The 26,662-nt window shown below is 73.2% G+C and carries 20 protein-coding genes; 9 read left to right on the top strand and 11 right to left on the bottom strand.

Annotated features, from left to right (window positions below; translation table 11 throughout):
• Window positions 1-90: 90 nt before the first annotated feature.
• Window positions 91-1,494: a S1 family peptidase gene (locus tag ACWDEN_RS05130; RefSeq protein ID WP_450857286.1), complete on the bottom strand. Its 1,404-nt coding sequence runs from the start codon at window positions 1,492-1,494 to the stop codon at window positions 91-93.
• Window positions 1,495-2,597: 1,103 nt separating this feature from the next.
• Window positions 2,598-3,428 carry an SAM-dependent methyltransferase gene (locus ACWDEN_RS05125; protein WP_450857326.1) on the bottom strand — a complete coding sequence of 277 codons (831 nt, stop codon included), beginning with the start codon at window positions 3,426-3,428 and terminating at the stop codon, window positions 2,598-2,600.
• A gap of 146 nt (window positions 3,429-3,574) precedes the next feature.
• On the opposite strand from ACWDEN_RS05125, the gene ACWDEN_RS05120 reads away from it, so the two are divergent.
• Together ACWDEN_RS05120 and ACWDEN_RS05115 are read left to right on the top strand one after the other, a co-directional pair.
• A complete protein-coding gene (locus ACWDEN_RS05120; protein WP_450857284.1) occupies window positions 3,575-4,753 on the top strand; it encodes a MalY/PatB family protein in 1,179 nt (392 codons plus the stop codon).
• Between the two features lie 43 nt (window positions 4,754-4,796).
• Entirely contained in the window at window positions 4,797-5,183 is a 387-nt protein-coding gene (locus tag ACWDEN_RS05115) for a PPOX class F420-dependent oxidoreductase (RefSeq protein WP_351618521.1), read from the top strand.
• Between the two features lie 74 nt (window positions 5,184-5,257).
• Here the strand turns inward: ACWDEN_RS05115 and ACWDEN_RS05110 are convergent, their stop codons facing one another.
• Together ACWDEN_RS05110 and ACWDEN_RS05105 are read right to left on the bottom strand one after the other, a co-directional pair.
• Window positions 5,258-5,677: a Zn-ribbon domain-containing OB-fold protein gene (locus ACWDEN_RS05110; RefSeq protein ID WP_351618544.1), complete on the bottom strand. Its 420-nt coding sequence runs from the start codon at window positions 5,675-5,677 to the stop codon at window positions 5,258-5,260.
• A 158-nt stretch (window positions 5,678-5,835) separates the two neighbouring features.
• Window positions 5,836-6,582: a TetR family transcriptional regulator gene (locus ACWDEN_RS05105; protein ID WP_351618523.1), complete on the bottom strand. Its 747-nt coding sequence runs from the start codon at window positions 6,580-6,582 to the stop codon at window positions 5,836-5,838.
• A gap of 314 nt (window positions 6,583-6,896) precedes the next feature.
• On the opposite strand from ACWDEN_RS05105, the gene ACWDEN_RS05100 reads away from it, so the two are divergent.
• Window positions 6,897-7,739 carry a hypothetical protein gene (locus ACWDEN_RS05100; RefSeq protein ID WP_450857281.1) on the top strand — a complete coding sequence of 281 codons (843 nt, stop codon included), beginning with the start codon at window positions 6,897-6,899 and terminating at the stop codon, window positions 7,737-7,739.
• Here ACWDEN_RS05100 and ACWDEN_RS05095 read toward each other — a convergent pair.
• On the bottom strand, window positions 7,726-10,143 hold the full coding sequence (locus tag ACWDEN_RS05095) for a polysaccharide lyase 8 family protein (protein WP_450857279.1): 2,418 nt from the start codon (window positions 10,141-10,143) through the stop codon (window positions 7,726-7,728). The genes ACWDEN_RS05100 and ACWDEN_RS05095 overlap by 14 nt on opposite strands.
• 149 nt (window positions 10,144-10,292) lie before the next feature.
• On the opposite strand from ACWDEN_RS05095, the gene ACWDEN_RS05090 reads away from it, so the two are divergent.
• Complete coding sequence (locus ACWDEN_RS05090) at window positions 10,293-10,934, top strand: peptidoglycan-binding domain-containing protein (RefSeq protein WP_351618530.1); 642 nt, start codon at window positions 10,293-10,295, stop codon at window positions 10,932-10,934.
• A gap of 243 nt (window positions 10,935-11,177) precedes the next feature.
• Entirely contained in the window at window positions 11,178-11,651 is a 474-nt protein-coding gene (locus ACWDEN_RS05085; RefSeq protein WP_351618547.1) for a flavin reductase family protein, read from the top strand.
• Window positions 11,652-11,930: 279 nt separating this feature from the next.
• Here ACWDEN_RS05085 and ACWDEN_RS05080 read toward each other — a convergent pair whose 3' ends face one another.
• From ACWDEN_RS05080 to ACWDEN_RS05060, 5 genes are all read right to left on the bottom strand, one after another.
• Window positions 11,931-14,258: a SpoIIE family protein phosphatase gene (locus ACWDEN_RS05080; protein WP_450857324.1), complete on the bottom strand. Its 2,328-nt coding sequence runs from the start codon at window positions 14,256-14,258 to the stop codon at window positions 11,931-11,933.
• A gap of 287 nt (window positions 14,259-14,545) precedes the next feature.
• A complete protein-coding gene (locus ACWDEN_RS05075) occupies window positions 14,546-14,926 on the bottom strand; it encodes a hypothetical protein (protein WP_351618535.1) in 381 nt (126 codons plus the stop codon).
• A 445-nt stretch (window positions 14,927-15,371) separates the two neighbouring features.
• Window positions 15,372-16,289, bottom strand: coding sequence for a MurR/RpiR family transcriptional regulator (locus ACWDEN_RS05070; RefSeq protein WP_351618538.1), 918 nt, complete (start codon window positions 16,287-16,289; stop codon window positions 15,372-15,374).
• A gap of 78 nt (window positions 16,290-16,367) precedes the next feature.
• Window positions 16,368-18,530: a phospholipid carrier-dependent glycosyltransferase gene (locus ACWDEN_RS05065; RefSeq protein WP_450857276.1), complete on the bottom strand. Its 2,163-nt coding sequence runs from the start codon at window positions 18,528-18,530 to the stop codon at window positions 16,368-16,370.
• Between the two features lie 92 nt (window positions 18,531-18,622).
• Window positions 18,623-20,527 (bottom strand): phosphatase PAP2 family protein, encoded by a 1,905-nt coding sequence (locus ACWDEN_RS05060; protein ID WP_450857274.1) that lies wholly within the window; start codon window positions 20,525-20,527, stop codon window positions 18,623-18,625.
• A gap of 244 nt (window positions 20,528-20,771) precedes the next feature.
• Here ACWDEN_RS05060 and ACWDEN_RS05055 point away from each other — a divergent pair, with 244 nt between their 5' ends.
• Together ACWDEN_RS05055 and ACWDEN_RS05050 are read left to right on the top strand one after the other, a co-directional pair.
• Window positions 20,772-20,939: a hypothetical protein gene (locus ACWDEN_RS05055; RefSeq protein ID WP_450857272.1), complete on the top strand. Its 168-nt coding sequence runs from the start codon at window positions 20,772-20,774 to the stop codon at window positions 20,937-20,939.
• Window positions 20,940-20,944: 5 nt separating this feature from the next.
• Window positions 20,945-22,786 carry a hypothetical protein gene (locus ACWDEN_RS05050; protein ID WP_450857270.1) on the top strand — a complete coding sequence of 614 codons (1,842 nt, stop codon included), beginning with the start codon at window positions 20,945-20,947 and terminating at the stop codon, window positions 22,784-22,786.
• Window positions 22,787-22,792: 6 nt separating this feature from the next.
• Here ACWDEN_RS05050 and ACWDEN_RS05045 read toward each other — a convergent pair whose 3' ends face one another.
• Window positions 22,793-23,455 carry a nucleoside/nucleotide kinase family protein gene (locus ACWDEN_RS05045; protein WP_351622780.1) on the bottom strand — a complete coding sequence of 221 codons (663 nt, stop codon included), beginning with the start codon at window positions 23,453-23,455 and terminating at the stop codon, window positions 22,793-22,795.
• An 85-nt stretch (window positions 23,456-23,540) separates the two neighbouring features.
• Between ACWDEN_RS05045 and ACWDEN_RS05040 the strand changes: the two genes are divergently transcribed.
• Both ACWDEN_RS05040 and ACWDEN_RS05035 read left to right on the top strand, forming a co-directional pair.
• Complete coding sequence (locus ACWDEN_RS05040) at window positions 23,541-24,281, top strand: beta-phosphoglucomutase family hydrolase (protein WP_450857268.1); 741 nt, start codon at window positions 23,541-23,543, stop codon at window positions 24,279-24,281.
• Entirely contained in the window at window positions 24,278-26,650 is a 2,373-nt protein-coding gene (locus ACWDEN_RS05035; protein WP_450857266.1) for a glycoside hydrolase family 65 protein, read from the top strand. The genes ACWDEN_RS05040 and ACWDEN_RS05035 overlap by 4 nt, the downstream gene beginning before the upstream one ends.
• The last annotated feature ends 12 nt before the right edge of the window (window positions 26,651-26,662 follow it).

Below are 26,662 nucleotides of genomic sequence, written 5' to 3'. Positions count from 1 at the left end.
ACCTCGCGCGGACCGCGCTTTCACCCTCCAGGGCACCCGTGAGCGCACGGGTGCCCTTTCTACGTCGCCCGCGTCAGCCCGTCGCCCGCGTCAGCCCCAGGTCGCCGAGTAGTACCGCTGATAGGCCTTGCGGTCCTGTTCGGCCCGGATGTAGCGGGTCGCGACCAGCGCGATCAGACTGCCCGCGATGACCAGCAGCCCGGGACCGATGTTCCGGGTGTCGGTCAGCCGTGCCAGCAGCGTCTGACCCTGCGTGCCGCCCGTCACCGGTGCCGAGGAACCCGGCGAGGCCGCGCTCGGCGCCACCGCGCCCTGCGCCGCCGGGGCGGACGACGCGGGGGAGGGGGCCGCGCTCCGGGCGGCGCCGCCGGCGTTCTGCGCCGACACGATCAGCTTCACGTTCAGCGCCGCCAGCGCCCGCGTCACCGGCTGGAAGAACGTCGTCCCGCCCGCCGTGCAGTCACCGCTGCCGCCCGAGGTCACCCCGAGCGCGATCCCGTCGGAGAACAGCGGACCGCCGCTGTCGCCGGGTTCGGCACACACATTGGTCTGAATCAGCCCGGTGACCGTTCCCTCGGGGTAGTTGACGGTCGCGTTGAGCGCCGTGACCGTCCCGTCGTGCAGTCCGCTGGTGCTGCCGCTGCGGAACACCCGCTGCCCCACCGCCGCATCCGCGAGCCCCGTGATCCGCACCCCGTTGCCGCCGCCGATCGCGACGACGTCGGCGCCGTCACCGGCCCTGCCGGAGGCGTACTGCACGAGCGAGAAGTCATTGCCGGGGAAGGTGCTGGCCACCGTCCGGCCGAGCTGCTGATTCCCCTGGTTGCCGGCGAACCAGGTGGATCCCGCAGGACCGCAGTGACCGGCCGTGAGAATGAAGTCGCTCTGCCCGTTGGTCACATTGAACCCCGCCGAGCAGCGCCCGCCGGTCGACAGGATCGGCTGGGCGCCGTTCAGCCGCGTGGTGAACGTGCCCTTCGTGCGCTCCATCCGCACGAAGTTCCCTGCCTTCGCGGCCACGTGGCCCATCCTGGCCCAGTCGCTCGCGGACACCGTGCTGTCCGCGCTGACCACGACCCGGTTGGTCCGGTAGTCCACCGCCCATGCGGTGCCCGCCACACGCGGCGCCGAACGCAGCGTCGCCGTCGCCGACTTGAGCTCGTCCATGCTGTGCGACACGACCTTCGCCTCGGCGCCGGCGCTCCGCACCTCCCGTGCCGCCGCCTCGTCCGTCACCGCCACGACCGGCCGCCCGTCGGCACCGATCCAGTCGCCCGCCGTCCGTGCCGTGCCGAGCCGCGCCACCAGCGCCGCTCCGGTGTCCCCGGCGCCGGACGCGCCGGGCACGCCGGATGCGGAGGAGAACGGTCGGGCGGCGGGGGGTGTCTCGCTCGCCATGGCCGCCTGGGCGACCATCGTGCCGCCCAGGAGGAGTCCGCCGACCGCCGCCAGGCGTGTCACCCGCCTGACGATCCGTCGTCGTGCGTGCCGCATGCAGGGCTCCCGAAGCCGAACCGGACGCGCGCCGCCCGTGCCGGCGGCGCGGAGCCCTCGGGTCGTCGAGGGCCCGCACCTCCATACGCGGCCCGTGGCCCGGGCGTTCAGCGGCAGCGGGGATCCCGGCCGCCCGGACTCGCCTGGGGTGGGATCCCTGCGGACTGTGCGTGGCTCTGGGGCCCCCTGGCCGGTGTGCGGCTTGGGGGACCCCCTGGCCGGTGTGCGGCTTTCGAAGGATCCCTCGTGTCCGTGCTCGGTTCACGTGGGATCCCTTCTGACCGTGCTCGGTTCGCCGGGTCCCTCCCGCACGCGCTGGGCTCTCGCCGGATGCCTCCGGCCTGTGCGTGGCTTTGGTGGGATCCTCGGGCTCGTGTGTGGCTGTCGGGGGATCGGTTCCGCACGCGCCGGGATCTCGCGCGAGCCCAACGGCAGCGCTCGGTTCCCGCGAGGCCTTGGCGCCACGCTCGGTTCCCGCCGGACCCCACCGGCCTGTGCGTGGCTTTCGTGGGATCTTTGCGGCCCGTGTGTGGCTGTCGGGGGATCGGTTCCGCACGCGCCGGGCTCTCGCGCGAGCCCAACGGCAGCGCTCGGTTCCCGCGAGGCCTTGGCGCCACGCTCGGTTCCCGCCGGATCCCACCGGCCTGTGCGTGGCTTTCGTGGGATCTTTGCGGCCCGTGCGTGGCTCTCGGGGCATCGGTTCCGCACGCGCTCGATCCTCGCGGGATCCCGGCCTGTGCGTGGTCTTGGTGGGTCCCTCGGGCTCGCGCGTGGCTCTCGGGGGATCGGTTCTGCACGCGCTCGGCTCTCGGGAAAGCCCTGCGGCCGCGCTCGGCCCTCGCGGGTCCCTTCGGCCACGCTCGGTTCCCGCGGGTCCCTTCCGCCGCGCTCGGTTCCCACGAGGCTTCTTGCAGCCCAGGCTCAGCTCTTGCGAGGCTTCTCGAAGCCTGGGCTCGGCTCGTGCGGATCTCTCCCGTCCGGGCTCAGCTCGTGTGGATCTCTCCCGTCCGGGCTCGGCTCGTGCGGATCTCTCCCGCGCGGGCTCGGCTCGTGTGGATCTCTCCCGTCCGGGCTCGGCTCGTGTGGATCTCTCCCGTCCGGGCTCAGCCCTTGCGGGCCACCCCGCCGAACATCGCGACCTCCTCCGGCTCGCCCCCGTGATCGTCCTCCGGGCGCCAGCGGGAGCAGGACACCACACCGGGCTCCAGCAGTTCGAGACCGTCGAAGAACCGGGCCACGTCCTCGGGAGTGCGCTGGGTCAGCTTCGGGGTGCCGTGCTCGTTCCAGAACTTCACCGCCTCGTCCACGTGCGGCATCGCCGGGTGGGTGACGGTGTGCGACAGCACCAGGTGGCTGCCCGCCGGCAACCGGTCCGTCAGCCGCCGAACCAGGCCGTACGGGTCCTCGTCCTCGCCGATGAAGATGACCACGCCGAGCAGCATCAGCGCGACCGGCTCGCTGAAGTCCAGTGTCTTCGCGGCGTGTTCGAGGATCGCGTCGACATTGCGCAGGTCCTCGTCCAGATAGTCGGTACGGCCCTCGGGCGTGCTCGTCAGCAGGGCACGTGCGTGCGCGAGGACCAGCGGGTCGTTGTCGACGTACACGATCCGCGACTCCGCCGCGATCCGCTGGGCGACCTCGTGGGTGTTGTCCGCGGTGGGCAGCCCGGTGCCGATGTCCAGGAACTGCCGGATGCCCACCTCGCCGACCAGGTGCCGTACCGCACGGCCCAGGAACAGCCGGTCGGCGCGCGCGTACTCCCCGATGCCGGGGTGCAGTTGGCGTATCTGGTCGCCGGCCGCGCGGTCGACCTCGTAGTTGTCCTTGCCGCCGAGCCAGTAGTTCCAGATCCGGGCGGTGTGCGGCTGGCTGGTGTTGATGCGGGCACGCAGCGACACGGCCACGTCGTCGGTGGCTGCCGGGTTGTCGGTCACGTGGGTCAGCTCCTGGGTGCGGGTGGGTTGCCGGACGTGGGATACACGGTTCAAGACGCAATCTAGACGCCCGAGTTGATCTCCGCTCGCGTCCTGGGTGTTCCGGTCGTTCCCGCGCCCCCGGACCGGCTCCTATCGTGAGCCCCATGACCAGCATGCCGCACGCCGCTCCCGGTGAACCCGACCCGCTGCACGCCCTCGGCCTGGAGCAGCTGCGCCGCCGTACCAGCATGAAGTGGCGCACCTACCCCGAGGACGTGCTGCCGCTGTGGGTGGCCGAGATGGACGTACCCCTCGCCGGCCCCGTCGTCCGCGCCGTGACCGACGCGCTCGCCCTCGGCGACACCGGCTACCCCGCCGGCACCGCCTACGCCGAGGCGCTGGCCGCCTTCGCCGCCGAACGCTGGAACTGGGACGGGATCGCCGTCGAGCGCACCGCGATCGTTCCGGACGTGATGCTCGGCGTGGTCGAGATGATCAAACTGGTCACCGGTCCCGGCGATCCGGTGATCGTCAACCCGCCCGTGTATCCGCCGTTCTTCCAGTTCGTCACGCACATGGACCGCCGGGTGGTCGAGGCCCCGCTCGACGCCGGTCTGCGCATCGACCCGGCCGGCCTGGAGGAGGCGTTCCGGGCGGCGACCGCCCGGACCGGCCGCGCCGCCTTCCTGCTGTGCAGCCCGCACAACCCCACCGGAACCGTGCACACCGCCGACGAACTGGCCGCCGTCGCAGCCCTCGCCGAGCGGTACGGCGTCCGGGTCGTCGCGGACGAGATCCACGCCCCGCTCGTCGCCCCCGGCATCACCTTCGTGCCGTACCTGAGCGTGCCCGGCGCCGAACGCGGCCTGTCCCTGATGTCGGCCTCCAAGGGCTGGAACCTGGCAGGACTGAAAGCCGCCCTTGCCCTCGCCGGGCCCAAGGCCGCCACCGACCTCGACCGGCTGCCGGAGGAGGTCGGTCATGGCCCGAGCCACCTCGGCGTCATCGCCCACACGGCCGCCCTGCGCGAGGCCACCGGCTGGCTGGACGCCCTGCTGGCCGGACTGGAGGCCAACCGGACCCTGCTCGCCGGCCTGCTCGCCGAGCACCTGCCCGCGATCCGCCTGCACCCTGCCGAGGCCACCTACCTCGCCTGGCTCGACTGCCGAGCCCTCGGCCTCGGCGACGACCCCGCACAGGTCTTCCTCGACCGCGGCCGGGTCGCCCTCAGCTCGGGCCTGCCCTTCGGTACCGGCGGCGCGGGCCACGTGCGCCTGAACCTGGCGACCTCGCCCGACATCCTCACCGAGGGGGTACGGCGCATGACCGCCGCGCCGGCGTGACCGCGCGGGTCGCGGGAGCGGACGGCCTCCTACACTGCCGTGCATGGACGAGACACGGCTGGACCGGCTGGGCTCCGGCAAGTATCTGCTGGTGACCAGCCACCGCAGGAACGGGACCCCGGTCGCCACCCCGGTGTGGGTGGTCCGCGACGGTGACACCCTCGGTGTCTGGACGGCCGCCGACAGCTTCAAGGTCAAGCGGATCCGCCGCCGTGCCGATGTCCTCGTCGGCCCCTGCGACCTGCGCGGCAACCCCACCGGCGACCAGGTGCCGGCCACCGCGGAGATCACCGGCGCCGCCACCACCGCCCGCTACCGCGACCTCATCGCCCGCAAGTACGGCATCGTCGGCCGCCTGACCCTGCTGGGCAGCCGCCTGCGGCGGGGGCTGGACGGGACGGTCGGAATCCGGGTGACCCTCACGGAGTGAGGGCCGACCGGAACGAACCCCGGCCCGGTACGCGGGCGGCGTACGTCTCACCCCGCGCGTCACCCCGCGCGCCGTCAGGTCCAGGCGCCCCGGTACGGCTCGTCCAGCAGCTGGAAGACCGGCTCGCCCCGCACCGGGTCCTTGGCGGTGGACAGCCGGACCCGGTCGCCGCTGTGGATGCCGACCGGCGGGCCCATGACCCGGCCCCGTACGACGAACCCCTCGGCCATCTCGATCAGCGAGACATTGCGCGCCGCGGGCGTGTTGCGGTGCACCACGGTGGAGTGCCGGACCGTCCCGACACCCTCGCTGCGTTCCGTGCGCAGCTCGCTGCCCTGGCACACCGGACACAGCAGCCGGTGGTACATCGCGGTGCCGCACCAGGCGCAGCGCTGGAAGAGGATGGCGTCCCTGGTGTCCGCGGAGACGGGGTCGAGAACACCCGCCGCGGAGCCGGCCGCCGGATGCGAGACGCTTGCTGAGTGGTGGTACACGCTGGTCAACTCCCTGCGCTCGGCCGGAATCCCGCGTGTCCGGCGCGCACCGGGCACACGCGTGCGCGGCAGCGGTGCCACCGTGCACGCCGACAGAGTATGGCACTCAGTGTCACTCGTAAAGGCACTGCGTACCCCCAATGTGCGGAAGCGGTCCGTCAGGCGCGGCCGAGTGCCGCCTCCAGCTCCTGCACCACCCGCCACAGCGGGGTGTCCCGGCGGGAGACCAGCACCACCAGGTCGTCGGGGCCGCCCGCCGGCTCACCGGCCGGCAGCGGACGGGTCCGGGCGGGTGTCGCGGCGGGCCCGGTCGCGTGTCCGAACGCCCGCTGCACATACCCCAGCGCGTGGTCCACGGCCGCGCCCGCGTCGCCGAGGCCGTCCGAACGCAGCCACGAGCGCAGGGCGTTGTTGTGTGCGGCGACCACCGCGGCCGCGATGACATCCGCCTGCAGCGTCCCGTCGGGCCGGCCCGCGAACCGTCCGCGCAGGTACTCGGCGAGCGCGCGCTCGTAGCGCCACACCACGGACAGCTCGTACGCCCGCAGGCCCGGCACCTGCTTCGTGAGGCGGTAGCGCTGCACGGAGAACGTCGGGTTCTCCGCGTACATCCCCAGTACCAGCCGGGCCGCGTCGCACACCCTGCGCACCGGTTCGTCCTTGTCGTCGCCGGCGGCGAGGAAGGCGGTCATGTCGGCCAGGCAGCGCTCGTGGTCGGGGAAGACCACGTCCTCCTTGGAGGGGAAGTAGCGGAAGAACGAACGCCGGCCGACCCCGGCCAGGGCCACGATGTCGTCCACGGTGGTCTGCTCGTACCCGCGTTCCAGGAAGAGCTGGAAGGCCGCCGCGACGAGGGCGTCCCGCATCGGCGGCTTCGCGGTCGGCGCCGCGCTGCTGGAGCTCATGGTGGGGAACGTAGCATTCGGACGAGCTCCGTGACACTCAGTGCAGTGCGAGTGCTCGGACGGGGGAACTGAGTGCTGTGAGGCGGACTGCCGAAGGCCGGAGCGATCGAATTGACGGGAACCGATCGTTACGCGAGGCCGCCGGTCCTCAGGCCAGGGGCCGGGCCGCGCACCACCGAGTGCACGTCGTACGGAGGTCCGGGCCGGGGACGGAAGCGGCCGCACCCCGACGTAACCTTTCTGCATCCACTGCCGACATGGCGCATTTCCGTGCCCGCCGTCGGCACGGCCGCACCCGCCCGAGGAGACCCCGTATGCCCGCCGCCCGCCCCCGCCTGCTCTACGTCACCGACCTGGCGTACGAGGCCCGCGGGCGCCGCTACTGCGACGAGGACATCTTCCTCACCTCCCGGCTGCGCGCCCGCTTCGACCTCGCCTTGTGCCACCCGCTGGACGCCGCCGCGCTGCTGGACGGCTTCGACGCCGTGGTCGTCCGCAACAGCGGGCCCGTCCTCGGCTACCAGCGCGCGTACGAGGCCTTCCGCGCCCGGGCCCTGGCCACCGGCGCCCGCGTGTACAACCCGCTCACCGGCAAGGCGGACATGGCCGGCAAGCAGTACCTGCTCGACCTGAGCGCCGCGGCCTTCCCCGTCATACCGACGGTCGGCCGTGCCGAGGAACTGCACCTGCTGCCGGCCGCCGAGCGGTACGTCGTCAAGCCCATGCTCGGCGCCGACTCCCTCGGCCTCAGGATCGTGCCCGCGGGCCAGGTCGCCGCGCTCGCCACCGGCCGGGTGCTGATACAGCCCTGCGTCGACTTCGTCCACGAGGTGTCCTTCTACTTCGTCGACGACGACTTTCAGTACGCCCTCCACGCCCCGGACCCGGAGCGCCGCTGGGAGCTGAAGCCCTATGCGGCCACCGCCGCCGACCTGGAGTTCGCCCGGCGGTTCATCGACTGGAACGACCTCGGCCACGGCATCCAGCGCGTCGACGCCTGCCGCACCCGCGACGGCGGCCTCCTGCTGGTCGAACTGGAGGACCTGAACCCCTACCTCTCCCTGCACGCCCTGCCGGAGGAGGCCAGGGACGCCTTCGTCGCCGCGTTCACGGCGTCCCTGGGCCGGTACGTGCAGGGGGCGCTCAGCCCAGCCTGACGGTGACCCGCTGGGTGGCCCCGGCCGTGCCGGTGAGGTCGCCGAAGGTCAGCGTCAGCGCGGTGCCGGTGGCCGCCGAGGCGAGCGTGCCCGGCGCGGACGTCACCGCGGCGACCGCCCGCCGCCAGGTCAGGGTGAGGCTCGTACGCATGAGCATCGGATCACTCACCGCGATCACGGCGGTGCCGTCGTCGTTCTCGCTGATCATCACGCAGCACGGATCGCTCGCCGTGAGCGTTCCGACCGTTCCGCCGAGCCAGAAGTTCACCCCGGTGAAGCCGAGCGAGCGCACCGAAACGCCCTGCCGGCTGCCGGAGTTGGCGAGCACCGTCAGCCAGCCGGCGTCCGCGGCCCGCGCCCGCGTGAGGGCGGCCGTGGCGCCCGGCAGCAGGAGGTAGGCGTACGACGCGTTCGCCGGGTCGGTGCCGTGATCGACGTACATCGTCAGGTACTTGCGGTTCACGACGGTGGTCGAGCCGCCCTTGTTGATCGTGCTCCAGCTGCCGTCGCGCGCGTCGCGCAGGGCCCGTACGGTCGCCCCGCCGGGGAAGACATAGCCGCCGTGCCCGCCGATGTGCGCCCATCTCGCCCTGGTGAGCGTCGCCGAACAGGGGGAGGAGGCGGGCCGGACCGTGCCGTCGACGGTGAAGGGGGCGCCGCCGGTGGGGCCGAGGTTGCGGTTCTCCACCGTGGTCTCCACGGCTGTGCCGTCGGTGCAGGTGATGCCCGCGCCGAGACAGACCACCGCGTCGTCCAGGAAGAACCACGACTTCTTCGCCACGAGCGTCGACTGCAGGCCCTTGAGGTGCTGCCCGACGGCCGCCCGTCGGCCGTCCGTCGCGCCGCCCACCCAGTCCACGTCCGGCATCGGGGCGCCCCAGTCCCCGCCGGCCCCGTCCGCGAGCGCCTTGCGCGAGACGGTCGTACCGGGCAGCCTGTAGGGGTCGACGGTGGGCCAGAAGGCGTCGCTGTACTGTCCGTTGGCGAAACTGTCGCCCCACCAGTAGAGCATCCCGGACCCGGTGTGCCAGCCGCGCAGGTTCTCGCCGTTGCCGGTCTCGTAGTACGTGATCCTCTTGTTCGCCATGCTCAGCGAGGCCGCCCAGCCGGGGCCGCGGTGCGTGGCCCGCGCCATGGACGGGAACAGCCGGTGCCCGGCCGGCTCGGCGGCCGCCGTCACCGACCCGTCGTCCTGAACCCCCTTGAGCCGGGCCAGATGCGGCAGGCTCAGCACCGGGTCGGCGAGCGGGGGGCTGTAGTGGTCCCGCTGCATCCAGCCCTTCACCAGGGCACGCCAGCGGGCGTTCTCCGCCGCGCTCGCACCCTGTCCGAGCAGCACGATCGCCCCGAGGACCGGATGGCCGCGCAGATGGTCGTCCTGCTGGACCTGCTTGGGGTCCGCCGCGGAGAGCCCCCGGCTGATGGCCCGGCCCGCGACGCCGTCCATCACCAGACCGTTGTGGAGGAACGGCGCCCAGGCGTGCTCCACCGCGTCGAACACGATCTGCCGGTTCGGGTCCGTCACCTCCCAGCTCGACCCCGCCAGCAGCGCGAACAGCAGTCCCAGACCGCCGAGCATCACCGAGCCGTACGAGCCGGTGTAGGGCACGGTGGTGTGCTGGACGAACGAACCGTCGGCGTACAGACCGTCGCCGGAGGTGACGTACGGGAACACGGGAGACAGGGCGTCGCGGGCCAGCGCCACCTTGGCGGCGCTCGCCCCGACGAGTCCGCGCAGCGCCAGCACCCGGCACAGGTCGACCCGGTTGGCGCCCGTGCTCGTCCCGCTGTAGCTCGCCACCGCCGAGTCGGGCACGAAGTGGTCGACGGCGGCGAGGTAGCCCGCCAGCTGGTCGGCCGACAGGACGTCGTACATCAGCACGCACACGTCCAGCAGGGCCTGCGGGGCTCCGATCTGCCAGCTGTACCAGTTGCCGTAGCGGGTCCGGTTCGCGTTGTAGACGTCGTCGTGGAGGTGGTCCAGGCCCGTGACGATCGCGTCGCGCAGAGCCGTGTCGCCGGTCAGGCCGGTGCCGGGCAGGGAGTAGGCCTGCGCGAGCGTGCTCAGCCGGGTGTAGCTGGTGTTCATGTTGCCCGAGTAGCCGTACGACTCCTGGTCGGTGTCCGGATCCGGGTCGGCGTAGACCAGGTCGGGCCACAGGGAGCCGGCGGCGGGGGCCATCGTGGCCCGGTACCGGCCGGCCGTCGTGCCCAGATCGGCGAGCCGGCTCCTGAACGGTTCGGCGGCGGGGTCGAACCCCTCGCCGAGGATCAGGGTGCGCCACCTCGCCCGGAGCGTCGCGAACTCGTCCGACGCCGCGAACGCCCGGGTCCCGAGCCCCACGGCGACAGCGGTTCCCGAACAGGCGGCCAGAAACCCACGGCGTGACCAAGGAGTCGTCATGACGGCGCTTTCTAGCATGCGCTTTCTGAAACGCTCAACACCTCTCACCGAGTTGAGCGTTCCGAACGTTCGAGGGGAGGCGGCCCACGGCTGAACGGCGGCACCCCCGTCGTCGTATCTCAGCACGGGGACGACGGAAGGAGAGCCAGGTGCCGACACCGACCGATCCCGAACGCCCGCATGCCGGACCGGTCCTGGAACCCGTCCGGGTCCTGCGGCCCCGCCGGCTCGACGGCCTCGCGGAGCTGATGCGCGAGATGGACGGCGTGGCGGCGCGAACAGCGGACGCCGACGACGCGGAGACACAGGAACTGCCGCGCGTACCGGCGCCGCCCCGCACCACGACCGTTCTGCGCCGGACCGCCGTCGCCGGGGCCGTGGCCGCCGCCGCGCTCCTCGGCTTCGGCTGCGCCCTGCTCCTCACCGGCCGCCAGCAGGCCGCGGCGACCGCACCCCCGCGGCGCCCGGCGACGACCGCACCACCCGCCACCGCACCGGCGCCGACCCCCACCGCATCCTCGGCGCCCACCACCGCCACCGACCCCGACGGACCCGGCACCCTCCGTCAGGGCGACACCGGCCCCGAGGTCACCGACCTGCAGAAACGGCTGCTCCGCATCCCGGACGTCTACCGCGACGGCTCCACCAGCGGCACCTATGACGCCGGCCTCACCGCGGCCGTCGCCCGGTTCCAGCTCTGGTACGGCATCAGCGGCGACGAGTCCGGCGTCTACGGCAACGACACGCGGCGTGCGCTGGAGTCGCGGACCAGCCTGGGCGACGATTCATGAGAGGCACGCGGGGAACCTCGGGAGAGCGGCGCGGGCCGCGCCCGGGCCTCCCTGCGTACGCCGGGGCCGGACCACAGCGGCGGACGGGAGCGCGGTGCCATGACGGACGTGGAAGGGACACACAGCACGACGGCTGCGGGCGGCGCGGCCGGCGCGGCGGGCTCGGGCGATGTGGCGGGCTCGGGTGGCGGCACGGCGGGTGTCGGCTCGGGGGAAGGCGCTGCCGACGCCACGCGCGGTTCCATGAGCGGCTTCTTCGGCCGGCTGAATCCTGACATGTGCGTGGTCACGGCCGTGGCCGAGGGCCAGCGGGCCGGGTGTCTGGTCGGCTTCGCCTCGCAGTGCTCCGTGCGGCCGCCCCGGTTCACCGTCTGGCTGTCCAAGGCCAACCACACCTACCGCGTCGCCCGGGCCGCACAGCACCTCGCCGTCCACCTGCTCACCCGGGACCAACGGGACCTCGCCGAACTCCTCGGCGGCGAGACCGGCGACAAGATCGACAAGTTCGCGCGCCTGGACTGGACCGAGGCGTACGGCGGTGCGGTGGTGCTGAGGGACACGGCGGCCTGGTTCGTCGGCACCATCCTCCACCGCACCGACGGCGGCGACCACGTCGGTTTCGTCCTGGACCCGGTGCAGTGGGGCGAGGGGCGCGGCGGGCCGCTGCTGCGCATGTCCGACGCGGCCGGTATCGAAGCCGGTCACCCCCTGGAATGAGCGGATTCGAACACCGGGCAACACCCCGGCGATGGGCATTGCCCCGGCGGTGGCCCCGGCCTCATCATGGGCAGCCTGCGGCCCACGGCCGCGCGTTCCGCCGCACCACGAACGAAGGCCAGCTCGATGACCGGCTCCCGCATTCCGGGCCTGCTCGTGCCCGCTGTCTTCCTGCTGGCCCTGGTCGTCGGGGTGTTCTGGTACTGGCGGCACCGGGACGACGACTGATCCCGGCCTCGCCCCCGGCTGACCGCCACCGGGCCACGGCGCCACCGGACGCTAGTCGTCCGTGCCCGGCGCGTCCGCCCCGTTCGTCACGTCCCCCAGCGGCAGCCTGATGTCGAGCACACACACATCGTCCCGGCCCTCGTCCGCGAGCATCGTGGCGAGCAGCGCGTCCAGCGAGCCGGACCCGCCGCATTCAGGGGCGCGCACCGCTTCGGCCAGCCGGTCCAGGCCCGCGTCGAGGCTCTCACCGGGGCGCTCGACCAGGCCGTCGGTGTACAGCAGCAGCCGGTCCCCGGGCTCGAGACGGAGCTCCGCAGCCTCGAAGACGGGGGCCAGGCTCGCGCCGAGCAGCATGCCGCCGGGCCGGTCGAGGTAGCGCACCTCGCCGTGGCGCACGAGCAGCGGCGGCAGATGCCCGGCCTGCGCCCAGGCGAGAAGGCACCGGCGGGGGTCGTAGCGGGCGATCACCATGGTGGCGGTGGTCTGGGCGTCGCGGGAGTGCAGCAGCAGGTAGTTGAGCCGCGCCAGCGCCCCGGTCAGCGAGGAGCCGGTGGTGACCATGCCCTTGGCGGTGAACCTGAGCTGGGCCATCGTGGCCACGGCGTCGATGCCGTGGCCCCCCACGTCACCGACCACGAACAGGGCGTCCTCGTCGGGCAGTTCGAGGGCACTGAACCAGTCGCCGCCGACATTGATGCCGGACTGGGCGGGCAGATACGCGACCTCGACGCGCAGCCCGGCCATCCGCACCGGCTTGCTCGGCAGCGGCAGCAGGGCCTGCTGCAGCCGGGCGGCCAGGGCCCGCTCGGCTTGCAGGATCCCGCGCTGCAGCAGCATCGCCCGCTCGCTCTCCACCAGCGCGAGTTCCGCGCTCCGCTGCCGGGTGAGGTCCTGGACGAAGCCGTGCACCTCCACGGTGGTGCCGTCCTGTGCCGTGACGGCCTCCGCGACCAGCCGCAGATGCCGCACTCCCTCGGTCGTGTCGATGCGGAACGGCACGTCGAACGGCCGGGCGTGGCGGATCAGTTCGGCGATCGCGTGGGTGAGCGGGCCCGCGTCCTCCGGCAGGGCGAAGTCCGGCAGCCGTTCCAGAGCCAGCGGCGGCTGCGCGGGGGGCCGGCCGAGCACGGAGTACGTCTGCTCGGACCAGGCGATCTCCCGGGTGATCAGGTTCCAGTTGGCCCAGCCGAGGTTGCCGAGCCGCTGCACGTCGGCCAGACGCTGCTCCTGCCGCTCCGCGGGGTCGTGCCGCAGCCAGGTGACCAGCAGGCCCTCGCCCAGCGGGGCGGCCCGCACCGAGTAGGTGGCGGTGACGGGCACCTCGCCCACCACGTCCGGGTAGACGAACGGCTCGCTCTCGAACGGCACCCCCGTCTCCAGGGCCTGCAGATAGCCCTGCCACAGCGGCTCGCCCGCGACGGACGGATAACTCTCCAGGACCTGCCTGCCCACCATCTCCCGGCCGGTCCGGCCGAAGACGTCGACCGCTTCCGAGGTCGCGGCCCCGATGCGGTAGTCCTCCACCGCGCCGGAGGCGGAGCGCAGCGGGGTCAGCAGGATCGCCGCGCCGGGCAGCGCGTCGAACACGGCCTGCACGGTCCGGGTGACGCCGTCGCCGGTGCGTTCCTGGGAGGAGTCGAAGGCGCGCAGCCGGCCCGCGCACAGCCGGGCCACGGCCCGCAGCAGCTCCCGTTCGCGCGGCCGGAACGCCCCGCCCCGCCGGCGCAGCACGCCGAGGGTGACATACGCGGTGTCCCCGGCCGGCATGGGCAGCCACGCCCGGCTGGGCCAGCGTTCGTTCGAATCCCCGATCAGCAGATACCGCTCGCGGTCCCCGACCGGGTCCTCCAGCCACTGCGCTTCGCCGGACCGCAGGGCCTCGAGCGCGACCACGCCGGTCACCGGGGGCAGGTACCGCCACTGTGCGGCGAGGGTGGCGTCCACTCCGGCGTGCCCGATCAGCTCGAGCCCGCCCTCGGGCAGCCGCTCGTACAGCATCACGGCGTCGGCGTCCGTCTCGGGCGCGAGGTGGTCCAGCAGGCAGTGGGCCAGTTCGTGCGGGGTGCCGACGCGGACCAGGTCGCGGCCGATGTGCCCGAGTACGTTCGCGAGCTCCACCGTGCCGGTGGGGGCGACCTGCCAGGAGCCGGCGAGCGGACGTCCTGCGGGGGACGGCGGTGTGCCGGCGGGCTGCTCCCGCGGCGGCAGGGTGCCCAGGGTCAGCCAGCACTGTTCGAGGAGTGTGCGGTTGCCGTCCGCGGCCCGCTGCAGCAGCTGCTCGTGCGCGGCTTCCGGGGTGCATCCGGTGACGGCCATGAGCACGCCCTTGGCTCGCTCCAGGACCGCCGAGGTGGCGGCCAGATCCCGGAGCCGTTCCATCTCCGCGCGCTGCCGGGCCACGACTTTGGCCAGCGCCGCCAGATCAGCGCCGGTGGTATCCACCGGGTGCACGGGCTCGCTCGTCACGCGACGAGCATGGCATATCCGGGACCGCTCGATCACTCCTGCGCCGGATCCGGTTTCATGGAAGCTTCACACGAGCTTCGTACGACCGCCCGGAGGCGGGCGCGAGTCGTCCGCACGAACCCCGCGCGACAGGGGCGCACGGCGGGCGCCGGCGACCGGCGGAGCCAGTGGCGGCCGATGGGCCGGTGACGGCCGTGGGATCAGCGGCCCGTGCCGCGGCCGGCCAGGGCCTCGCTGACCGCGCGGACGCTGCGGGCGATGTGCTGCAGCTGCAGGACCTCGGCGGCGTAGAGCTTGATCGTGTGCTCGATGACCGACTCGGGCAGGCCGAGCATCGGCAGCTCGGACCGTGCGGTCTGCAGCGCTGTCCGGGCCACCCTGATCTCCTGTTGGACCTGCAGCTGGGCGTGCCGGGCGAGCAGGACGGGGTGGCGGATCAGGGCCGGATAGCTGGCGTAGCGCGCGGGGATCAGCTCGCGCAGCCACTTGGCCGCCGAGCGCTCCCAGTCGTACGAGCCCGGCGTCTTGACCTGGCAGGGCCAGTCGGGGCTGATACGGGTGCTGGTCAGGGGCATGGTCATCGCTTCCGGTGTGCGGCGTCGTGAGGGTGGTCCGACGGGTGCGGGGCGGCCCCGGCCTAGGGGATGGCCGGGGCCGCCACGGGCGCGTCGCGCAGACGGCGCGCCCCGGTACACCCCGGGCGCCGACGTGGGTAGGGGACGGCGGCTCGGGGTGTCCGTGCGGGGGCCCCGGGCGTCGGAAACCGGCGCTGCGCGGTGACTTGCGTACGCATGGGCGGTCCGTCGGCTTTCTCGGGGCGGTGTGCGAGCGGTGAGTCCGCAGGTGCGGAACGTGCCAGGAGTGGGCCGGGCGCGATCCGTGAGCAGTATTTATATATGCCGTCCGGTTTGCAAGACGTATGAAAACATTCATGCGTGATTTGTCGTGGATGATCCCCGTCCAGGGCAGCAGAGACCGCAAGATCTTCACCGCGACCGGTGCCGCAGGTGCGGGAACGCGCGGGATTCAGTCCTTCATGAAGAACTGGTGCTGGTCGGAGAGCTGTTCGTACTTCTCCAGGCGGGCCTGGGTCCGCTCCGGATCGGCGTCGGTCATGGCCTGCAGCAGTGCGGCGGCCATCACACCCGGCGCGGCGTAGGAGTCGAACACCAGCCGTGAGCCGGTGCCGGTCGCGAAGGTGACGTCGGCCTCGTCGGCCACCGGCCCGAGGGCGAGGTCGGTCACCAGGGCGACCTTCAGACCGGCGCCGCGGGCCACCCGGACGGCCTGCAGCGTCTCCTGGGAGTGCCTCGGCATGGCGAAGGCCAGCACCCAGGTGCCACCGGCCTCACGGCACTGCAGCAGGGCGTCGTAGGCCACGCTGCCGCCCCGCGTGACCAGCCGCACGTCGGGGTGGATGCGGCGGGCGGCGTAGCCGAAGTACTCGGCGAGCGACTCCGAGATGCGCAGGCCCAGCACCGTCAGCGGGGTGGAGCGGGACAGCTCGCGGCCGACGCGGATGATCTGGTCGGGGTCGGCGAAGTCGCGCCGCAGGTTCTCCAGGTTCTCGATCTCGGCGTCGACGGCCGCCTGCAGTTCGTTGGCCCGGTTCTCCTCGCCCGGTCCGCCGGCCAGCGTGCTCAGCGCGATCGACTGCAGCCGCTCGCGCAGGGCGGGGTAGCCGCTGAAGCCGACGGCGGCGGCGAAGCGGGTGACCGAGGGCTGGCTGACCCCGACCCGGTCGGCCAGCTCGGTGATGGACAGGAACGCGGCCTCGGTGATGTGCTCGATCAGGTACTGGGCGATACGCCGCTGCCCCGGCGACAGACGGGGGCCGTCGAAGAGTTCCCTGAGCCGGGAGGTCGGGGCGGCCTCGGCCGCGGGCACGGTCTTGCCGGACGTGATCGCTGATGCCTGGGCTCGTGCCTGCTGCGGCGAGGGCACCGGTCCGCCTCCATTGTCTGCCACAAGCACTCAACATAGCTCACCCACCGTCAGGAACAGCGGGTTGAGCAGGAGGTTTCAGCGCCGGAAGAGGCTGATGGAACGGCCCACGTCACCGGCCGGACGGCTGCTGCCGACCAGCTCGGCGAGCTGTCCGCGCGCCTTGGCGAGCACGGAGTCCGAGACCACCAGGAGCCCGTGCACCCGCTGCGGCGGCACCGTGCGCGGATCGGCGGCGTGGATGCCGTAGTACGAGGGCACACCGCTGCCCTTGTAGACCAGCCACACCCGCTCGCCCGGATACCGCTGCCGGAGCAGGTCGGCGAGCCGGCCCAGGTCCTGTCCCCAGTCCACGTTGGAGTCGTGCAGCAGCCGGTGGGTGCGGGCGGGGCCGCCGAAGGCCTCGTTGGAGTACGGCAGGTAGCAGGGGAAGGTCCGCAGCGAGCTCACGGCCGTGAACAGCACCAGCGCGGCCACCGCGGCGGCCGTCCACCGCCGGCCGGGCCGGGGCACACAGGCCGCCGCCACCGCCAGGAACATCGGCACGAACAGCGCGTACCGCGTCCCGAAGTCCCGCGACCCCGTCATGGCCGCCGCGAGCAGCACCCCGGGCGGCAGCAGCACATACGGCGCCGCGGGCCGCAGCCGCCGTACCGCCACGACCGCCACCGCACCCGCCGCGCCCAGCGCCAGCAGCCCGAGCGGCGTCTTCACCAGCAGGGCGGCCGGAAGGTAGTACCAGAGCGAGCCGGTGTACAGGTGCCCGAACAGATAGCCCTGCCACGGGTAGTCCTCCATCCCGAACTGCACCCGCATGCCCGCCCGGTAGGCGTCGGGCACCGGCAGCAGGTCCACCAGCCGGCCGCGCAGCCCGTGCAGGGCCGGGACCGGTTCGGCGGGGGAGAACCGCAGGCCGGGATCGACGGCGAGATACGCGGCCCAGACGACGACGAGCGCCACCAGCCCCACGACGACCGCGCCGGCGAGGGCCGACAGCGCTGTCCGCCGTCGGTCGCCGGGGTCGCCCGCGGGGGCGGAGCGGGCCGTGCGACGGCGCGGATCGGCCAGGGCCGTGAGAGCGGACAGAACCCGCCGGGCCCGACCGGTGCGGGTATGCGGCCCGCCGGTCGGAAGGGCGTCCCCTTCCCGGCCGTCGTCCCTTGTGTCCGGCCCGTCGGTGTGCCGTGCCCGCTGCTTTCGGCTGTCGCCCGTCTCGGGTCCGTCGCCCTGCGGTGGGCGCTGTTGTCGGTCGTGGTACGTGTCCGGCCCGTCGGTGTGCGCTGCCTGACGTTTCCGGCCGTCACCTGTGTCCCGCCCGTCGGTTCGCGGCGCCTCCCGGTCCCGGCCGGGGCTTGTGTCAGGGCGCGCGCCGGCCGGGTGCCTGTCCCGCTCCCGGTCGATGTCGGTGTGCGGTCCACGCCTTGGACGTGCGCCCCGTCCCCGGCCCGGTTCCGCGTCCGGACGGTCCCCCGGCTGCAGTCCCGGTCCCCGGCGCGCCGCCAGGACGGACACCGCCGCCAGCACCATCAGCACCGGCACCGCAGGCAACGCGCTCATCTTGGTCGCCACGGCCGCGCCGAGTGCCGCCCCGGCGAGCGGCAGGTACAGCCCGGGCCGTCGCCGCGCCCGCCACACCAGCCAGGCCGACGTCAGCACGAACCCGGCCGTCGGCACGTCCAGCGTGGCCAGCGAGCCGTGGGCGATCAGATCGGGCGAGAAGGCGTACAGCGCGAGGGCCACCAGACCGCCCGCCGTGCCCGTCAGTTCACGGGCGAACGCGAAGGCGACCAGCCCGAACAGCAGCGTCAGCACGATCACCGGAAGCCGCGCCCACAGCATCACCCGCCAGGGGTCGTTGCCCGACTCGTACAGCAGATGCCGGCCGACATCCCCTTGGGTGCCGGTGTACGAGGGGTCGTAGTGCGGGTCGGCCACCGCCACCCCCAGCGCGATCAGCAGCTTGCCGAGCGGCGGATGCTCGGGGTTGTAGCGGATCCGGTGCTCGTGCAGATAGTCGGTGGCGGTCGCGACGTACACCGGCTCGTCGATGGTCGGGGTCTGCTGGACGGCCGTGGTGACCATCGCCGCGGCCATCTGGGCGAGCAACAGCGCGGCGAGCAGGGGCACCAGCCACCGCCGGTGGCGGCGCAGCCAGGCGTACGGGCGGCCGGGGGCCGGCCGTGGCGGCCCTTCGGCGGCAGCCGCACGGGTGAGGAGCAGGTGCTGTTCGCGTGCCATCATCCGCCCCGCGGTGGCACCGGCCGAAGGACGGCGGGAACGGTCGTGGGCCGGATCATGGCCCTACTGTCGCACCGCTCCCGCCGCCGGAGGCGTCACCGCTTCACGAGTCGTACCGACAGACCTTCTGCCGTGTACACGGGTACGGCCCGCAGCCGGTCGGAGTTCACCTCGATCCGGGTGAACCGGCCGCGCAGCCGGGGCACGTCGACGACCGCCAGGGTGCTGCCCTCGGCCGGCGGCCGCTCGGCGTCCAGCCGCAGCGACAGCACCGCCGAGCCGCCCAGCACGGCCAGGTGCCTGACCGTCAGCGGCGCCCTGCGGCCCGCGCGCAGGGTCACTTCCAGCGTGCCCGCGTCCTGCGTGTACGCGCCGCGCACCCGCAGTCGCTCGGTCACGCGCAGGGTGCCGCCCGCGAGCCGCACGTCGCCGTGGCCGAGGGCGTCCTCGGAACCGGCGACCAGTGCGCCCTCGGCCAGCACAGTCCCGCCGGTGTAGCGGTTGCGGCCGCTCAGCGTCAGCGAGCCGGTGCCGCGCTTGGTCAGGCCGCCGCACCCGTCGATGTCGTTGCGCCAGGCGTCGGCCCCCGAGAAACCGCCCGCCGCCGCGTCCAGCGTGACCGAGACGTCCGCGTCGAAGGCGCCGTAACCGTCCGCCGCGGCGAACAGGTTCAGCCGGCCCCACTGCTCGAAGCCGTCGAGGAGGACGTACCCGGAGGGCAGTCCGGTGGTGCGCAGCACCTCGCGGCGCTGATCGGCCGTCAGATACGGCAGCCGGGTCTCCAGCAGCACCTCGGCGCCCTTCGGCACGGTCAGCGGCAGATCGCGGCCCTGCCGGGTCAGGACGTACGTCAGCCGGGGCCGCACCGCGCGGGCGTTGGCGTCCCGGTCGGTGTACGGGTCGGCGCCGGTGTGGGCGTAGGCGTACAGCGTGTCGACGGTGGTGCCGGTCTGCGCGGTGAACCAGGCGAGGGCCTGGGCGCGGGCGGCGGCCTTCAGATCCGCGTTGGCCGGGTCGGCCAGGGTGGCCGCGGCGAGCGCGGTGGCCATGATCCGGCCGCCGATGACGTCGACGGGGTGGTGCATGCCCGCCACGATCCGGGTGTGGCCCAGCTCGAACGCGCGGGTCACCAGCTCCTGGAAGCGCTCGGGTACGGCGTAGGCGTAGGCCAGCGCGGCCAGGTGGAAGGCGTTGGTGTGGCCGCTCGGGAAGCCGCCGTCGTCGGCCGGGGAGGTGCCGCGCTGACGCAGCAGCTGCGGGGCCACGACCACCGGCGAGTCGTACACCGGGAAGCCGAACGCGTCCGTCTTCCCCGTGTCGACGACCTCGCTGTCCTCGGTCAGGCGCCACGGACGCGGGTACTGGTAGGCGTACTTGGCGGGGTTGCCTGAGGCGTACGGGCCGCGCACGGTGTCGACCAGTTCGGCGACCTTGCCGAGGGCCGAGTCGTGGGCGCCGGCGCCGAGCGCCGAGCCGGCCGGGGCGTCGGCGGGCACGGCGTCTCCGACGGTGGTCGCGGGTGTGCCGTCGGGCGCGCTCGTGATCGACGTGACCGCCTTCGCGCCCGCCCTGTAGAGGCCCGCGAGCGGGCCGAGGCCGGCGATCAGGGCGTAGCTCTGGTGCTGGCGGTCGTGGACGAAGGCCTCCTTCGCCTGCGCGTCGGTGCGCGTCCGCGTGACGCGGGCGCAGTAGTCCAGGTCGGCGCGCAGGACGTCGGGGCGCAGCGGGGTGCCGGAGTTCCAGGCGGAGCCGGTCTTCCACACCTGGGCGAAGCCGCCGAGGATCCGGACGACCGCGTTGGTCTCGGGCGTGAGGTTGGCGACGACGTTCGTCCTGTAGTCGTCCACGAACGCGGCCGGTGCGGTGGCGGCCTTCGCGTCGGCCGCCGGCAGCCAGGCGACGGCCGGGGCGGCGAACACACCCGCCGACGCGGCCAGCGAGGTCTTGAGGAACCCGCGCCGGTTCGGCACGGAGGAGGGGTGCCCGGCAGGTGACGGCATGCCTGTGCCTCTCGAGTCGTCCACGGGGGTGCCCGTCCGGATGTGCCGACGTGTGCGATCCCGTGGAGAAGCAGGGGGAAGAAGTTGAACGGGTGAATATCTAGGGCTGTGGTGTGACCCGCCGGGGAGGTCCCGGTGAGCTCCGCGTGGTCGGCGGGTGAACGCGGGGCGCCGGTCGCACAGAAACGCCCATGCCCTGTCCCGGCCTCACAGGAGCGAACGCGGCGGCGATGACGGCCGGGGCGTGTCGTCCCGCTCGGCGGAGGGATCCGCGCGCTCCAACGCCGCGCCCAGCGTGGGTGGCGCGATGTTCGCCCTGCCGACACTCGCGCTCGCCCCGACGCTCATCCGCTTCCCCGTCTCCCGCAAGAGACTGGTGGAAAGCCTGGCCACCACCGGAACGAAGGGCTGAACCGCATGCATCTGCCCTACCAGCGCGGCCCGCTGCACGACCTGCCGGACACCCCTGAGGCGTACGACGCCGTCCTCGCCGACGTCACCGAGCAGGCCCTCGCCCGGATGACCCCCCAGGGCAGCCTCGAACACCCCGGCGCCCACGACGACATCGGCGACACCTCCCTCGGTGTCACCTCGCTGCTCGCCCTCGCCTGGCGGCGCGGCAAGGATCCCCGGCTGCCGGAGGCGGTCCGTCGCAGTCTCGTCTTCCATCTGCGCGAACGCGTCTACACCGGGGACAACCCCGGCTATCCGAACCTCAGGGTCACCAACTCCGGTCTGCCGTACGCCCGTTACGTACTCGAAGCGGGCGCGCACCCGATCGGTGACTGGCCCAGTACGGTCTGGGCGCTGCTCCAGGCGGTCAACGTCCTCGACGCGGCCGACGGCCTTCTGGACGACGAACAGCGCGGGGAACTGCGCGAGGTGGCGCACGGCTACTGGCGGTGGCTCACCGAGGCCACCTTCTTCAATCCGCAGGAGGCCGGCAACCAGGCCATCGGCTGCGTCGTCGGTGGCCTGATGCTCGCCCGCCATCTCCCGGACGGACAGGGCGCGTCGGTCCGGGCACGTGCCCTGAGCCTGTACGCCGACGAGATCCGCGCCCACCGCGTCCGTGACCGGGGCGCCCTTCTTCCCCCCGAACACGGCGGCGCCTACGACAACAACTACGGCCCGATCTCCCTGTCCTTCCTGGCTCAGGCCCACCGGGTCAGCGCGGAGCGGATCTTCGCCGAGGACGGCGACACCCTCGCCCGGTACATCGACGCCCGGCTGACGTCCGGCGGCTACGACAACGGCGGCCCCCGCTACAGCGAACAGCACTCCGGCTTCGAATCCGTCCTCGGCCTGCGGTACTTCGGGGCCCGGATCGGCGCCGACCTAGGCCGCTACCGGGGTGACACACGCTGGGGGCGGCACGCGGTCCAGCGGGACGGCCGGATCGACGGGCACTTCGCCTTCATGCTGGTCTGGCAGATCCAGGACCCGACCCCCTGGCACCGCACGCCGTCGACGACGCCCCACCGCCATCAACTGCGCTCCGGCACCGTGTCCGTGGCCTTCGACACCCGGATGACCCCCTCGCTCGTCGAGGCGGGCGGCACCTACCACCTCCCCGCGGCCGTGCGCCGCCGGCAGGGGTTCGGGCCGGTCACGGACGGCTTCCTGCTGTGCCGCCCCATGGGCGAGGTCCGGGTCGCGGACGTCCGGGCCGACGGGCTCGCGGCGAAGCTGGTCACCAAGCCGGTCGTCGACCGCGACCACGTCCTGCGCCATGTGCGTTCGCTGTACGTCACCGACGGCACGAGCCTGTGGGTGACGGTGGCCGTGGAGCGGCTCGACGGGGCGCCGTACCTGCTGTCCGGGCTGCCGTACGCCGCCGACGACGGCGACCGGGTGCGCCGTACCGCCGAGGGCGAGGTCGCCTCGGCGGGCGGCCTGCGCCTCACGCACCCCACGGACTCCGGACCCGACCACTTCGACGCCCGTGCCGAACTCACCCAGGAACAGGCCGCGTTCGCGCTCGCCGCCGACCCGCGCGGCTACGGCGACCCCGACGAGGGCTGGCGCCATCTGGTCTCCTCCAGCGCCCTGGAGGCCGAACCGGCGCCGGGCGCGCCCGAGGGCCTGCACGTGTTCGCCGTGCGGTACGGCCCGGGAGCGGCGTTCGAGCCGGTGTTCGGGTCGGCGCCGGAGGAGGGCACGGACGGGTTCGTCGTCCGCACGGAGGCGTTCACGGCGGTCGTCGGCGCGGTGGCGGGCGACAGCCGTGGGGAGCCGTCCCTCACCCTCCGCCGCTGAGCGTCGTCAGCGCTCCGGGAGCACCGGTGCCGGCAGCACGCCCGCCGGCACCACCAGGTCCGCCCGCTCCCGCGTCGTCGCCACCAGGTCGGCGTTGCGCTGGTCGGTGCCCAGCACCCAGGCCACGGCCGTCTCGTGGTCCTTGCCGAACTCCTCGTGCCGGGCCACCAGCCGGCGGATCCGCTCGTCCTCGTCGGCCTGGCAGAACCACACCTCGTCCAGGCACGGCCGCACCCGCGCCCACGAACCCTCCGTCAGCAGCAGGTAGTTGCCCTCGGTCACCACCAGCCGGGCGGCCGCCGGCACCGGGATCGCGCCCGCGATCGGCTGCTCCAGCACGCGCTCGAACCCGGGCGCGTACACCACGTCGTCGGTGTCCTCGCGCAACCGCCGCAGCAGTGCCGCGTACCCGGCCGCGTCGAAGGTGTCCGGCGCGCCCTTGCGGTCCCGGCGGCCGAGCCGCTCGAGTTCGACGTCGGCGAGATGGAAGCCGTCCATGGGCACGTGCGCGGCCCAGGGCGGGCCGTCGGCGTTCAGGGCGCGCACCAGGTGCTCGGCGAGCGTGGTCTTGCCCGCCCCGGGGCTGCCCGCGAGGCCGAGCACGGCACGCCGGCCGTCCCGGACGAGGCCACGGGCACGGTCGATGAGGTCGTCGAAGGTCAGCGGCACACTGCAGAGTGTGTCACCAGGAGTTCGCGCGGTGTGTGGCGTGCGCCACTCACTGGACGGCGTCCCATGGGGAACAGTGCTGGGTATGACTCAGCTCGGTCTGCCCGACACCATCCAGGCCTGTCTCTTCGATCTCGACGGGGTCGTCACCAGGACGGCCGTCGTGCACGCGGCCGCCTGGAAGGAGACGTTCGACGCGTTCCTGCGCAACTACACGGGGGAGCAGGGGCGGCCGTTCGACGCGGTCGCCGACTACGACGAGTACGTCGACGGCCGCCCCCGCGCCGACGGCGTCCGCGCCTTCCTCGCATCGCGCGGCATCCACCTGCCCGAGGGCAGCCCGGAGGATCCGCCGGACGCCCGTACCGTGCACGGCCTCGGCAACCGCAAGAACGTCCTGCTGCTGGAGCGGATCCGCACCGGCGGCGTGGAGGCCTACGAGGGCACCCTGCGCTATCTGGAGGCCGTCCGCGCCGAGGGACTGAGCACGGCGATCGTCTCCTCCAGCGCCAACTGCCAGGACGTACTGCGCTCCGTCGGCGCCGAGCACTTCTTCGACGTACGGATCGACGGTGTGGTCGCCGCCGAACGGCACCTGCCCGGCAAGCCGCACCCCGACACCTTCCTCGCCGCCGCCCACGACCTGGGCGTCGAACCGTCCGGGGCCGCCGTCTTCGAGGACGCGCTCGCCGGCATGGACGCGGGACGTGCGGGCGGCTTCGGGTACGTCGTCGGCGTGGACCGCGTGGGCCAGGCCGACGCCCTGTACGCGCACGGCGCGACCATCGTGGTGCGGGATCTCGCCGAACTGGGAGGCAAGCAGTGATCACCGACCGGTCGTACAGTGTGGAGCCGTGGGCCGTACGGGAGACCGCCCTCGATCTCGGCGTGCTCGCCCAGAGCGAGTCGGTGTTCGCGCTGTCCAACGGGCACGTCGGCTGGCGCGGCAACCTCGACGAGGGCGAGCCCCACGGTCTGCCCGGCAGCTACCTCAACGGCGTGCACGAGGTGCACCCGCTGCCGTACGCGGAGGCCGGCTACGGCTATCCGGAGTCGGGCCAGACGGTCATCAACGTCACCAACGGCAAGATCCTCAGGCTGCTGGTGGACGACGAGCCGTTCGACCTCCGGTACGGGCGGCTCGTCGCTCACGAGCGGGTCCTGGACCTGCGCCGCGGGGTGCTGGAGCGGACCTGTGAGTGGACCTCCCCGGCCGGCTCCACGGTCCGGGTGCGCTCGACCCGGCTGGTGTCGCTGACCCAGCGGGCGGTGGCCGCGGTGGCGTACGAGGTGGAGGCCGTCGGCTGCCGCAGCAGGGTGGTGATCCAGTCCGAGCTGGTCGCCAACGAGCCCCTGCCCGAGTCCGACGGCGACCCGCGCGCGGCCATGGCACTGCAGTCGCCACTGGAGCAGGAGGACCACTTCGCCTCCGGCGGCCGGCTGCGCCTGGTGCACCGCACCCGGCGCAGCGGCCTCAGGGTGGCCGTCGCCGCCGACCATGCCGTCAGCGGCCCCGAGCGCAGCACCACCCGCAGCGAGAGCGGCACCGACATGGCCCGGCTCACCGTCACCGCCGTGCTGGAGCCCGGGCAGACCCTGCGGGTGGAGAAGCTGGTCGCGCACGGCTGGTCCGGCACCCGCTCGCTGCCCGCGATGGCCGACCAGGTCGACGCCGCGCTCGCCGCCGCCGCGCACGACGGCTGGCAGGGCCTGCTGGCGGACCAGCGGGCCTGCCTGGACGACTTCTGGACCCGCGCCGACGTCGAGACGGAGGGCGACGAGCAGGTCCAACAGGCGGTCCGCTTCGCCCTGTTCCACGTCCTGCAGGCCGGGGCCCGCGCCGAGCAGCGCGCCATCCCCGCGAAGGGCCTGACCGGCTCCGGCTACGACGGGCACGCCTTCTGGGACACCGAGATGTTCGTGCTGCCCGTACTCACCCACACCGCGCCCGCGGCGGTCGCCGAGGCGCTGCGCTGGCGGTACAACACCCTGGACGAAGCCCGCGAGCGCGCGGCCCAACTCGGGCTCGGCGGCGCCGCGTTCCCCTGGCGGACCATCGCGGGACCGGAGGGCTCGGCGTACTGGCCGGCCGGTACCGCCGCCTTCCATGTGAACGCCGGCATAGCCGACGCCGTGGTCCGCTACGCCGAGGCCACCGGCGACACCCGGTTCGAGCGCGAGGTCGGTGTGGAACTGCTGGTGGAGACGGCCCGGTTGTGGCGCTCGCTGGGCCACCACGACGCCCACGGCGTCTTCCACATCGACGGCGTCACGGGCCCCGACGAGTACAGTGCGGTCGCCGACGACAACACGTACACCAACCTCATGGCCCGGCAGAACCTGCTCCGCGCGGCCGACGCCGTCGAACGCCATCCGCGCGAGGCGGCACGGCTCGGCGTGGACGAGGAGGAGAGCGCGGCCTGGCGGGACGCCGCCGAGGCCATGCACGTCCCGTACAACGACGAACTCCGCGTCCACGAACAGCACGCGGGGTTCACCCGCTACCAGCGCTGGGACTTCACCGGCACCCGCCCCGACCAGTACCCGCTGCTGCTGCACTTCCCCTACTTCGACCTCTACCGCAAGCAGGTCGTCAAACAGGCCGACCTGGTGCTGGCCATGTACACCTGCGGCGACTTCTTCGACAAGGGGTACGACGACGAAGGCGCGGAGGGGGCGGAGCAGGTCGCGCGGAACTTCGCCTACTACGAGCCGCTGACCGTGCGGGACTCCTCGCTGTCGGCGTGCTGCCAGGCCGTGATCGCCGCCCAGACGGGCCATCTCGACCTCGCCTGGGCCTACACCACCGAGGCGGCCCTGATGGATCTGCAGGACCTGGAGCACAACACCCGCGACGGGCTGCACATCGCCTCGCTGGCCGGTACCTGGATGGCGCTGGTGGCGGGCTTCGGCGGGATGCGCCGCGACGGCGAGCGCCTGCGGTTCGCGCCGCGCCTGCCCGAGCGGCTGAGCCGGCTCGCCTTCAACGTGGAGTTCCGCGGCCGGCGGCTGCGCGTGGACATCGGCGCGGACAAGGCGACGTACGCGCTGCTGGACGGGCCGCCGCTGACCCTGCGGCACCATGGCGAGCGGCTCACCGTGAGCAGCGATGAGCCGGCGGTGCGGGCGGTACCGTCGGTTGTTCGCCGTGCCGCTCCTGAGCAGCCGCCGCACCGGGCGCCGAACGGGAGTTGACGTCCTTCGGGG

The sequence above is a fragment of the Streptomyces sp. NPDC001153 genome, from assembly GCF_053598315.1.
Note: the sequence above shows the minus strand (reverse complement) of the source record. Positions and strands in the feature narration are given on the sequence as shown.